Here is an 11,758-nt window from a genome sequence, read left to right as displayed (position 1 = left end):
ATATTTTATTGATTTATTTATAAATTTTACTATTTGACAAATAGTCTACTGTTTTTGTAACATTCGGTAGGCCAGATGTTCGTCATATCGTATATCTATTTTTCAATTATATAATCAGGAAATCACGCTCATGTACCCTCTTCCAATACTCGATATTTGGGATTTTGATCAAACAATTACTATCGCGCATACTGCTGGAATCCAAGAAGCCTTTGGGCCTGGAAACAACACTAAATCTAATTTGGATGAAAAAATTGCCCATGACGACAAGCGATTTTGTGCAGTGGCTACCTTCCATCAAGATCCTGAATATGTATTATCGTATTTCCTGCCGCTCTTAAAATTAACTGAAACAGACGTCGAAACAGAGAAAACGGAAACGCTAGCATTCAAGCATCATCGATTAACTAAATTTTACCTAAAAGGCCGCCCGCAACCTTTTATTATTGCAACCCCCTTGCTCGAGAATTATGAGAATAACGTAAAAACGATCTACATTCAGGGCAAAAATATCATGCTTGAGTCCATCAGTACTGCCCTGCCTCCATGCTCCGAATATCACTATTACGATGATTCGGAGAGATGTTACACAAAAGCAAGGGAAAAAGGCATTTTCCATTGTTATTACGTAGACAAAGATGCTTCTCGTTTATCTTTCAAAAAGGAATATCATCTTACCGCAGCAGCAGAGCTGAGCGTTCTACTTAATGCTTACAAACGATTACAAGAAGGCTTAGAAATTCCTTCTCCGAATTCCGAAACGCCTTTAGTTGCCCTGTCATTTTATTCAAATAAAACCGTTTCAGATAAGGGGAAAGATCTAGAGTTAGAACAAAAAGCGGATCGAGGACAACTTCAAGCGGTGAATAGCCTATTCGCTTTTATAAACTCCTCTTCAACAGCAGAAATCGAAGGCTTAGAATTATTGGCTGAAGATGAACTTGGTCTTCTAATTAAAGATTGGGAAACCAAAAACAAGGTTACCTTGGATCAATTTGTTTCTCGATTGCGTGAGGACAGGCTTGCGGTTGAAGAATATGTATCCGACGACGAACATTATGAGAACGTTGAGTTTCTTAAGTTAGGTTAAATTTATCTAATCCAGTCGCAACCGCAGGGAGCGGATAGAAACATAACCTCTCCTACAGCCGCGACTCGGATCTTAACTTAATGGCGATGAGTTAACGCCTTAACCCGACTACCAAAACTGAGAGATAACACCATATCACTCAGATTTTTCTTGAGCCGAAGCCAATTCAAGCATGTTGTATGTACCTAAATCGGTGATTAAAGTGCCCAATTCTGGACTTCCCAATCCGGTAACATAATCGTAACCATCTTGCGCGGCACAAAAATACTCACAATCCCCATTTTCACCTGAACTCACATCGTTGAAATTATAGATGTAACTGCCAGTGCTTGGGTTTGCTATTGTGTACAGCAGGTTACTGAATTTTCCACCTAAATTAGTTCCCAATGCGGAATTTGCAACAGCGGCGATAGCTGCCCACTGAGGCGCGCCGGCGCTTGTTCCGCCCACAACTTGCCAACCCACGCCTTCATCACTGGGCACGGAATTGTAGACCGCAAACCCGGTTTCTGGATCAGCATTATAGGCAACATCAGGAACACCACGCATATTATTCGATTGCGGTATAGGTAAACTGCTTTGTCCTGCAGGCCAACTTTCTACCGAGCTGACTCCACCGCCACTTCCAGACCAAGCTGTTTCGCCATGGTAATTGCCATGATTATCTATTCTTAAAGTCGTACCACCAACACCGACGACATAAGGTGAAGAAGCAGGATACATTGTACCTGCACCATTATCACCAGAAGAAGCGAAGAAAGTGACTTTTGGATTGTTGAAAACATCATCTAACGTGGTTTGTTGTGCAAACTCACTGCCTCCCCAACTCATTGAAACGACAGTAGCACCATTATCAACAGCAACTTGAATCGCTTTGAATAAGTCTTGCAAGCTATCACTTGCAGCTTCAACTAGCATGATTTTCGCTTCTGGCGCCATTGCATAAGCCCACTGGACATCCAGGGCAATTTCACCAGCCCAACCCGCATCCGTTCTCGGTCTCTTGCCGTTCGCATAGATTTTTTTGAAACAGCCATTTTTAGTGGTGCAAGCAGGTAGGCCGAAATGCTTAGTGAACACACCTAAATCCGCTTCAATCCGTGGGTTATCATAAGCATCAACAATGGCGATAACTTGTCCCTTCCCTTTGGCTGAAATAGTATTAAAACCATAAGCATTACGCACCTGGTTTGGTGTTAATCCTGAGGGTCTTAAATGGTTGGTGTGAGGTTTATAGTGAATTGGATGATGAACTTTACCCGGTGCATCAGGTAAAGCATGGGCTTGGGTACTGAGGATTCCAAGCAACACTGGGGCGACAAGCAATTTAAGCTGGAGTTTATCCAATCTAAGCTTCATTACATCTCCTTATAAATTAATCCGTACAAAATTGGTAACTATTCCGCTTACTGTTTCCATAGAGAGGAGTAAGCAAAAATAGTCGAGGTTATCCTGTCATATGGAATTTAGTTTGTCTAGCTGAATCCCAACTAACCCAATGGATCTACTCGCAAATTGTTTCAATTTGTTCAACTTCTTTTTTACTCAGCTCAAAATCAAGCAAGTCTAAATCCTCTTGCATGTGCTGACGCTGAGTGGTGCCTGTCAAAGGGAGTATCCCTACTTGTAAAGCGAAGCGAAATAGGATTTGCGCAATGGTTCGATTATATTTTGTTGTAAGTTCGCGGATTAAAGGAGAGAAAAGGTATTCTTGATTCGCTGTCAATAGTGAAAAGCCTTGATAAATAATGCCTTGTTTGGCACAAAATTCCCTTATTGCTTTATCCCATTTTTTTATAGCAAAACAACGATTTTGCACAAAACTTGGCTTAATCGATGCATTTTGGCATAGCACTTCCAGCTGATTTAAGCTGACATTTGAAACGCCTAAAAATTTAACCTGCCCGTCTCGACATAAAGCTTCCATCGCGTACCAAGCTTGCAAATCTGCTTCGGTAATCCCTTGAATATAAAGAGGACCATGGAGAACATAAGAATCAATATAGTCGGTGTGCAGATGTTTGAGCGAGCTTGCAAATGATTGGTTGACTTGCTCACGAATAGGGGCCGACTCATCATAAGGCTTACGGTGATCTTGGCCACTGGCAAAAGTAAATTTTGTTTGCAGAAATAAATCTGCCCGTGTTTTGCCGCTTGTCGCCAGGAATTGTTGGATGCCTAATCCGACACCCTCCTCAAAATAATGTCTACGTTGGTTAGCCGTATCAATGCCTTCAAACCCTGCATTCAAAGCCGTGAAGGTCAGTTCCTGGGTACGTTCTTCTTTCCAGGCCGTGCCGTATAAAAAAGCAGGGATTTTTTGTTGTTGTAAGTCGCGTTTAAACCTATCCAGCACCATTTCTCAATCTCCTTGTCATTTATTCGCTGCGTAAAGAGACCATAGGCTCCAATTTTGCCGCCCGCCTTGCAGGATAAAAGCCGAAAAAAATCCCGGTTGCTACAGACACAGCAAATCCCGCTAAAGGGGGCATAAAATAGACAGTAAACGACCAACCACTAAAATAGGCGACAACACGAGTAAAGATCAACCCTAAAATGACCCCCAAAAAGCCGCCTAAAAGCGAGAGCATAACCGACTCAACCAGAAAAAGGGTTTGGATCTCTTTGTTTTTTGCCCCTACCGCTTTGCGTATGCCAATCTCTTTTTTACGCTCACTGACTGAAACTAACATGACATTCATGACGCCAATTCCCCCTACTAACAGGGAAATACTGCCAATGACCGCCAGCAACAGGGTAAAGATATGACCTTGGTTTTCCATGCTGGCAATAATTTGCTTAGCACTTCGTGGAAAAAAACTCAATTTCGGAGCTTGCGCAATTAAAATTTGCCTCACCTGGGCAATGACATCATCGATTGGACTATCCGGTTTTAACAATAAAACGGCATTATTTATTTTGTTTTCTTTGCTCACCAATGCCATCCCTGCTATCGGAATAATAACGGATTGATTGATATCCTCGTTAAAGAAACCATTTTCTTTCCAGGGGTTGGCTATCCCTATAATCGTATAAAGCGCTTGGCCGATACGGATTTGTTTACCTATCGGATCCTCAAAACTGACTTCTTTTATTTGTCGTGCCAAGGTGTCGCCAATCACACAGAAATGCTCAAATGATTCAACAAATGAAACAAAATGGCCACGAGCCAGCTTAACATGAATGATATTGGCTAAAGACTCATCGGCGCCAATGATTGCCCCTTGCAGCATTTTTCCTTCAAAACTGATGGGTTGATAGCCTGTTCCATAAGGTGCGATGCGTAAGACTTGCGGTATTCGCTCCGGAATTTGCCGCCAAACACGTAAGGGGATTTGATTTTCCCCGTTATTCGATTTACTCGGCGTTTTTTCATACACCGAGATCGCAAGTAAATCGGTGCCTAGTGCTTTAAACTGGGCTAACGCTTTCTCAGTTGCCAATTGCCCGCAGCTAATTAAGGCAACCACGGCGGCTGTGCCCACTAAAATACCCAGTACGGCAAGAAAGGATCGCAATTTTGCAGCGGCCAAATTCACTAATGCTTGTTGGAAATGGTTAAGCAATGTCATCGCCTGCTCTCTGCAATGATTCGCCCATCTGCCAAGGTTATGCGCCTTGCGCATTGGGCGGCAACTTGCTCATCATGGGTTACCAAAATAATGGTTCGTCCCTCATTATGAAGAGCTAAAAATAGATTCATCACCTCACTCCCTGTGCGAGAATCTAAAGCCCCTGTGGGCTCATCCGCTAAAATCACTTTCGGCTCCCCCACCAGCGCGCGCGCAATCGCAATGCGCTGTTGCTGTCCACCTGATAATTGCGTGGGGCGATGTTCAGCGAATGATTGCATTCCCACACGAGCAAGGGCATAAGCCACACGCTCATCGATTTCAGCTTGTGCAACGCTTCGGTAGGTTAAAGGCAAGGCAATATTTTGTTTGGCATTAAACCGTGGCAACAAATTAAATTGCTGAAATACAAATCCAATACTTTGATTGCGTAAAATAGCTAAGGCATCTTCACTTAAGCCCGCGACATTGTTGCCACGAAGCAAGTAATTGCCGCCATCCGCCTTATCCAGTAAACCGATAATGTTCATTAAGGTGGATTTACCCGAACCTGAGGCACCCACGATGGCAAGCAATTCCCCTTCATCCACAGTCAGGGAGACTTCCTTAAGCACTTTGGCGCTCACGCCGCCAATTGTATAGGTTTTAACGATGTTGTTTAGGGCAATCAACGCGTCACTAGTCATAGGCCACCACGTCACCCGATTTAAGGCCGGAGGCAACAACTACCTTATCGGCAAGCGCTGCACCCGTTGTTACGACACGTGTTTCTGGTGAACCGTTTTTTGTGATTATTTTGACGATGGATCTGCCTTTCTCCTGCCTCACCGCCGTGATGGGCACAAGGAGTTGTTCATTGCTGTCAACAGCGATTTCAATTTCGGCACTCATGCCTACTTTAATCCAGGGACGCTGTAATTCATTAAGCGCTTTCACTTCAACCACTGCACTGAATGAGGGCAGGGCGCCTCCGGGAGTGGTTGTTGCTTGCGCATTCACGGCAACCAACTCGCCTTTTAAGACATGGTTGCCTAAAGCAACACCTGTCACCTTGGCGCGCATGCCTGGGCGGATTTTATCGATATCAATTTCTGGTATGTCGATTTCGACGCTAACCCCTGTTAAATCACCGATCAGTGCAAGCACTTGTCCTGCTTTCACAGTTGATCCCACACTTAATTTCCCTGAGTTCTCTTCCCCTGATTTGGGAGGATAAAGCAAGACGCCATCGGCTGGGGCTTTTAGGTGAATTAAATTGTGTTGACCTGCCAAAGCCTGCCTTACTTTCTCGAACTCAGCAATATTCAATTCCGATAAATGTTGGGCATTCCCGTCATCCATTTTTTCCAGCATTTCAGTTAGCCGTCGGGTGGCTTGAATCAAACTGACTTTAGCTGTTGCTAAGCTTGATTTTTCACTTAAGAAGTTATTTTTTGATATCAACCCGGCATTCCAAAGCTCTTGGGTGCCATTAAATTTTGACTGTGCAACAGTAAAATTATCCTTCGCTTTGAGGTACTCAGTCAGCGTATCGTTATATTGTTTTTGTAATTCGTTGGAATTTAACGTGACAACGACATCTCCTTTTTTAACATGCTGCCCATAATGGTAATGCAGGGTTTCAACCACAGCATCCATCGGGCTTGTTAGCGCGCTTTCATGTAAAGGCTGAATTGTGCCAGTGAAATAAAGTGATTTATGCACGGGTTCCGGTTTAACCACATAAGTCTGAGCAGCATTTTTCTTTTGCTCAGCATGATTTCCACAGCCTACCAGTAAACTGAGTAAAGCAAAAATGAATATTAGCCTGTTTCTCATGCACCGTACCTAAGTTTAATTTGCCAATGATCGAGGGTTTTACCCAAAATGCGATCAAGGGTGGATAATTGATTAAGGTAGGCTATTTTAGCACCAATTAGACCCATTTGTGCCTGAATCAATTGGTTCTGCGTATTATTCACATCCAAAGCACTGGCAATGCCGGCTTGTTGTTTCTTCTTTTCCAGTTCATAGGATTTTTCAGCCAAAGCAACTTGCTTTTCCGCAAGTTGGTACCGTTTTGCCAAGCTTTCAATGCTATTGATGGTATTGGTGATAGTCGTCTCTAAGCTTCGCTTCAGCGCTATCAGATTCAAGCGATCTTTTTCCAACCTCACTTTAGCGGAAATGAGTTGGCTGCGGCGACTCAGATCGTGCAAGGGAATCGTTAAGGTGACCCTGGCAGTTTGGTTGATGTTTTGTCCATTGTAGATGGAAGGAAAACCTCTTTGGCCATCGACCTCGTTGATTCTGCCGCTTTGCACATTAGCGCCCACATCCAGCTGCCAGAGCTGTTGGTTTTTAGCCACCTTATACGCTCTTTCATCGGCACGCAAGACCATTTTTTGCGCTAAATATTGCGTGTTATGTTGCAGTGCCCACTCAATGGACTCTTTTAAATCCGGTACAATGATTTTTTTAACGACGACATTGCTCGGTACCGATAGGCGCATTTTAGGATCCAAGCCTATCGTTTGCAGCAAATCTTGGGCAGCAATTTTAAAATCGTTTTCAGCCTGTTCGACCATTAAACTCAATGACTCAATTTGATAGGATTGCTGAATATTGCCTGTAGGCTCTAATTGGCCTGCGGCTATCTTTTTCTCATTGATTTCATAAGTTTTTCGTGCCTCCTGCAATTGCAGTTTTTGGTTTTGCAAATTATTACCGCTTAAAATCAATGCCCGGTAAGCAGTGATGACCTGGGTGATTTGATCAATAACCGACTGTTGTAAATTTAATTTATTTAACCATTCATTGTCGATTGCATCCAATAATCCCGCTTCATTGGCTGCTTTACCAAATCCTCGTAATAAAGGCTGGTTGATGGAAAAATTTAACACGGGTGAGTAACTATTGTAATTCGCTACATTATTATCGATGTTTAACCCTATTTGCGTACCTAGTTTAGTTTTCAAATTCACTTCAGGCGAAGCAATAAAGCTTTTATTCGTCGTATTACCCACACCACTGTAACGGCTTTTCTCCACAGAAGCAGCGCCAGCCAAAGCATATTGCAACTCAAACTCATTATGCGCCAATCGCAACTCATACCGCTGGATGATACGATCCAATTCCGCATTTTGAATATTTGGGTTATAACGCAGAGCAAGCAAAATCGCTTCGCGCAAACTTAAGCGCTGCGCTTTTTTATGACGGACCTCAGGTGAAGTGGGCAGATCCACCCAATGATCAAGCATGAATTCAGGGCTACTAATCGCCTTTTGCAAGCGCTCATTCGCCTCAGAAACGCGAGCAGCCTCAGCGGCCGGCTTATCTACCCAGCGGTACAAAGTTGTTGGCTCAGGCTGAGGTAATAACTCACGCTCACTTTTTACTTCTATGTTCCGTGTAGAGGAAGGGGGAGAGCTATTACCAGTGGGGATAACAGGTGCAGGAGGGGCGGCAAGCAAAGAATTACTCGCTACAAGGCAACTGCCCAGCAGCAACAGCTGCCAATTGATTAAAAGCGCCACTCATAAACCCTGAAAATCTTCATGTTTAAAATTAAACCATATTTTCCTTGAATACAGAAGTATTTTGTATTACGGGTATCCTGCAACATAAGCGCATCTCACCAACAAGGCTAAACCTTTTGTATCAGGGTATGGATTTGTCGTGGGATTTGCAGTATTAGTGAGATTTACAGCATATGCTTCAGTAAAATTAACCTCTGTGGAACTCCAATAGGGTAAGCCTCCGAAATTGCCTAAACCGAGGTAAGCCAAGTTAGCATACATTTCAGCTAATTGCCCTGACGCTGGAAGAAATTTTTGTTGAGGGGATGTTTGAGCATAGCAATCCTCAGCAGCAGGTGCATTCCCTGTACCCGAGTTTTGTATTATTGCTTGAGTATTAGCTAATCCGTTGGTCGTACTAATCGCCATTGTGGAAGCATTGGTTACTTGCCATGATAGAGTTTGACTAGCATCGCCCTGATCAGCAACCGTTACCACCCCACCAGTAATATCAAAAACAAAACCACCATCCTGGATAAAACCGACAGCCAAATTGTTTGAAACACCTCCTGTTGAAGCTAGAGCATGTATATTATCGGCAATGTATGCCGTATCTGAGACAAGGCCAATGGTGCAAGTCTGTCCAGGAAAGATACCCGTACAAAAGTTATCGACTTCTGTTACTCTTGTCCAGCCAGAGGGCAGCACAAGCGATATATCAATGGCGGGTCCAGATGTGTTGTTGTAAGTTACCGAATAAATCGTCTGTGTGCTAGCAGTGGGCGATACGGTAATGTATGGATTTCCCGATATTGTGGGGACGAGAGTTAAATTCGTGTTTTGGGTAATAATTGTTAACTGTACAGTATTGGTATTATCACCGCTGATATTGACAAGATCAGTGGCAGAGGTAGTGTTACCATGGAATGTCATTGTACAGGTACCTGATGGAGCGAGAGAAGGCCCGCAGGTAGTGCTGTCAAACAGGGTCGTCGGATTTGCCGCCAAATTCAGTGCGGCGGTTGTTGCTGAGGTATTGGTTATTGTGACTACCCCCGTGGAACCAGGGGAACCAGCGTCAAGGGTCAACTTGGTAGGAGAAATCGAAATAACCACCGGATTCACTGTAACCGTGAGCACAGTAGCGTTAGTTGCATTAGGCGTTACACTTTGAATGGTAAATTGGCTATCTGAGGAGCTGCTTGGCGCCTGGAATGTTATTGTGCAGGATGTAAATGGCAGAAAGGGGGAAGATGGCGAAAAGTTACAGGTATTGGCCGTAACTTCCACACCTTGTGGACTTGTTGTTCCTACTGCAGGCAAAATATTGCTTGTAACTGCTACCGTAGAGAGGTTCGTCACTGTAACGCTGTTAGTAGCCCCACCTTCTTCCAAAGCAAGCGGATTGGGTATCACCTCAAGGGTAGCCTGTATAATGGTAATCTTTACAGCGGTTTGATTGGTATTCGATCCTTGAATAAGAATATTGACTCCGCTTGGTTGCAGGAATGAACCAGAAACTCGAATCGTGCAAGAGCCCCCAGGCCCCACAGTAGCACAAGCTGGACTGGTTGTTGCTGTTATTCCCGAACCTGAAGGGATTGTAGGTTGAACATTATATACCGTGTCCGTTGATGACAGATTAGTCACCGTAATTGTCCCTAGCTGATTGATGCCTAAAGTAAGATTTGGACTCGCAGAAATCCGGACCGCTTTAGCAGAGACCGCCAAATTTACTGGATTCGTGTTCGTTCCTTGGATTGGCACAGTGATAGTTGATTGTACCCCTGATGCAGAAAAGGTAATTGTACAAGAATTGCCAGGGGACAAAGATGAGGGGCAGGTATTAGAGCTTACTTGAATATTTGCACCAGCAGGAACCCTTGCACTAATATTCTGGGCAAAATCCGTTGTACTTGTATTGGTCACAGTTACTGAGCCAGAATTCCCTACCCCTAAGACCAAAGGATTAGGTGAAACGCTGAGATTAATATTGGAGGCGGTTATAGGGATAAGCAGTTGGTTGGTATTTGTTCCCATAACCGACAGGGTTGTCGTTGCCGGCGAACCTGAAGCAAATTTGAGAACACAGGACGCCCCTGGAGCCAAATGAGATGGGCAGGTGCTACTGGTCAATGATATAGCGGTATTAACAATAAAGTGAACATCCAAGTGTTGCACGAAACCAATCGAGCTTGTGTTTGTGATAGTGAGTGTTCCACTATTTCCGACACCAAAGGCTAAAGAAGAAGGCGTTGCTGAGAGGCTCGCAAGCAAAGCAGGACTCAGATTAACCTGCATAATATCCGTTGGATAAGGTTGTGAACAAAGAAAGGCATCCGGCCGATTATCACCTGGTCCCATCGTCTTACATACAACGGGTCCAGAATGCACGCCGCCAACCATTTCATGCGCAATTAATTCCAAAATCAGAAGACAGGATTGGCCATGCGCCAAAACAAACGGTGATCGGCATGTACCCGGTGCATTGGTGACAACGTGGTGGACGCCAGGAATGGGTACTGTTGTTAATTCGCGGGCAACCCCTGTGTTATTTGTGATCATGTATTGCGCATACGCAAAGCCGTTCGCCGGCATCACATAAGGCGCCCTTACCACAGGGAGAATATTAAATTTGACTTCAGCTGCTTGAGCTACAAACGCAGTAATCAAGAGAAAAACCGTAGCAGCCCATTGCCGCAATGAAGTCTTCTTCATAAAATCAATCCTTGAAGAGATAGCTAAACACTTAGTTAAGACACGTAACTCACACTAATTTGTAATTCGTGGGTACGCAAACTATTAATATGAGGACCTGTGCCAAGGGTTTGGCCAATTGCCGGGCCTAAATTACTCCTTCCCCAATCAGCAAACTCGTAACCAAGACCAACATGCCAGTTATCGTCCAACACAGTTTCCAATCCTGCACCTAGCGTATAACTGAAAGCAGACTTACTTTCATCGCTAAATGAGGGGGGAGGAATCTCCTGGAACAAACGTGTATTGAGGGTAAACCCCGAGGAATGGTTATAACCTATACCAGCACTGCCACTGATGTAGGGAAGCAAATCGTAATAGTTGGGGTCATATAAAAATTTTGCTTTAAGCGCCCCGCGCACATTTCTTATTCCATAGGAGTAAGTGAAATTACCAAACTCAATATTAGAGTCCTCAAAAACATTCCCTTTTACTCTTACCTGTGAAGAGGCGCCAAAAGCTACCCCTATCTGGGAAGTCACAACTGAGTTAATTTGGCCAACCAAACCGAGAAAAATCTCACCGGTGAATAAGGTATTGGTTCCCCTTGCGGTGGTAACCAGTTTAATTGTGCGGCTCGCAGGCAGCGGAATATAGGCGGTATTGATATTCGGTTGTACCGTAAGGACCTGCGATTCCCCTGGCCTGGCCCAAGCAGGACCGACACTTAAGGTTGCAACGAAAGGCCATCCACTTCTGTCATCATAAGCTGAACGCGAATACATCTCCCCTGCAAGTACATCCGTTGCTAATGCACAGCCTAGTAGTACCATCGGCAATTTTTTAATGGTCATTCTACGTCCCGGTATCGATTACTTAAACAGAATGATTTATACCTTATT

General features: G+C 44.1%; 9 protein-coding genes. 1 reads left to right on the top strand and 8 read right to left on the bottom strand.

Annotation, left to right across the window (positions count from 1 at the left end):
* Positions 1 to 130 precede the first annotated feature (130 nt).
* Positions 131 to 1,090, top strand: a complete 960-nt coding sequence (locus tag LMI_RS00265; protein WP_045098021.1) for a hypothetical protein — start codon at positions 131 to 133, stop codon at positions 1,088 to 1,090.
* 135 nt (positions 1,091 to 1,225) lie between these two features.
* On the opposite strand, the gene LMI_RS00260 is transcribed toward LMI_RS00265, so the two are convergent.
* The 8 genes from LMI_RS00260 to LMI_RS00225 form a co-directional block, all read right to left on the bottom strand.
* On the bottom strand, positions 1,226 to 2,449 hold the full coding sequence (locus LMI_RS00260; RefSeq protein ID WP_045098020.1) for a S53 family peptidase: 1,224 nt from the start codon (positions 2,447 to 2,449) through the stop codon (positions 1,226 to 1,228).
* A 145-nt stretch (positions 2,450 to 2,594) separates the two neighbouring features.
* Positions 2,595 to 3,449, bottom strand: a complete 855-nt coding sequence (locus LMI_RS00255) for an aldo/keto reductase family protein (RefSeq protein ID WP_045098019.1) — start codon at positions 3,447 to 3,449, stop codon at positions 2,595 to 2,597.
* Positions 3,450 to 3,468: 19 nt separating this feature from the next.
* The gene (locus LMI_RS00250) at positions 3,469 to 4,662 is read right to left on the bottom strand and encodes an ABC transporter permease (RefSeq protein WP_045098018.1); all 1,194 of its coding nucleotides are present in this window, start codon (positions 4,660 to 4,662) and stop codon (positions 3,469 to 3,471) included.
* A complete protein-coding gene (locus tag LMI_RS00245; protein ID WP_045098017.1) occupies positions 4,659 to 5,348 on the bottom strand; it encodes an ABC transporter ATP-binding protein in 690 nt (229 codons plus the stop codon). Before LMI_RS00245 ends, LMI_RS00250 begins: the two co-directional genes overlap by 4 nt.
* On the bottom strand, positions 5,341 to 6,480 hold the full coding sequence (locus LMI_RS00240) for an efflux RND transporter periplasmic adaptor subunit (RefSeq protein ID WP_045098016.1): 1,140 nt from the start codon (positions 6,478 to 6,480) through the stop codon (positions 5,341 to 5,343). Before LMI_RS00240 ends, LMI_RS00245 begins: the two co-directional genes overlap by 8 nt.
* Positions 6,477 to 7,994, bottom strand: a complete 1,518-nt coding sequence (locus LMI_RS00235; protein ID WP_231852267.1) for a TolC family protein — start codon at positions 7,992 to 7,994, stop codon at positions 6,477 to 6,479. The genes LMI_RS00240 and LMI_RS00235 overlap by 4 nt, the downstream gene beginning before the upstream one ends.
* A 252-nt stretch (positions 7,995 to 8,246) precedes the next feature.
* Positions 8,247 to 10,877, bottom strand: a complete 2,631-nt coding sequence (locus LMI_RS00230) for a hypothetical protein (RefSeq protein ID WP_045098015.1) — start codon at positions 10,875 to 10,877, stop codon at positions 8,247 to 8,249.
* Positions 10,878 to 10,912: 35 nt separating this feature from the next.
* A complete protein-coding gene (locus LMI_RS00225; RefSeq protein WP_052679393.1) occupies positions 10,913 to 11,710 on the bottom strand; it encodes an outer membrane protein in 798 nt (265 codons plus the stop codon).
* Positions 11,711 to 11,758 lie beyond the last annotated feature (48 nt).

Origin of the sequence: Legionella micdadei (assembly GCF_000953635.1) — a bacterium.
Classification (GTDB): Bacteria; Pseudomonadota; Gammaproteobacteria; order Legionellales; family Legionellaceae; genus Tatlockia; species Tatlockia micdadei.
This window is presented reverse-complemented; position numbering and strand designations above follow the sequence as displayed.

Bases quoted from the DNA above. Each gene is read 5' to 3' on its own strand.
- LMI_RS00265 (WP_045098021.1), top strand. From the start codon at position 131: ATGTACCCTCTTCCAATACTCGATATTTGGGATTTTGATCAAACAATT.
- LMI_RS00260 (WP_045098020.1), bottom strand. From the start codon at position 2,449: ATGAAGCTTAGATTGGATAAACTCCAGCTTAAATTGCTTGTCGCCCCA.
- LMI_RS00255 (WP_045098019.1), bottom strand. From the start codon at position 3,449: ATGGTGCTGGATAGGTTTAAACGCGACTTACAACAACAAAAAATCCCT.
- LMI_RS00250 (WP_045098018.1), bottom strand. From the start codon at position 4,662: ATGACATTGCTTAACCATTTCCAACAAGCATTAGTGAATTTGGCCGCT.
- LMI_RS00245 (WP_045098017.1), bottom strand. From the start codon at position 5,348: ATGACTAGTGACGCGTTGATTGCCCTAAACAACATCGTTAAAACCTAT.
- LMI_RS00240 (WP_045098016.1), bottom strand. From the start codon at position 6,480: ATGAGAAACAGGCTAATATTCATTTTTGCTTTACTCAGTTTACTGGTA.
- LMI_RS00230 (WP_045098015.1), bottom strand. From the start codon at position 10,877: ATGAAGAAGACTTCATTGCGGCAATGGGCTGCTACGGTTTTTCTCTTG.
- LMI_RS00225 (WP_052679393.1), bottom strand. From the start codon at position 11,710: ATGACCATTAAAAAATTGCCGATGGTACTACTAGGCTGTGCATTAGCA.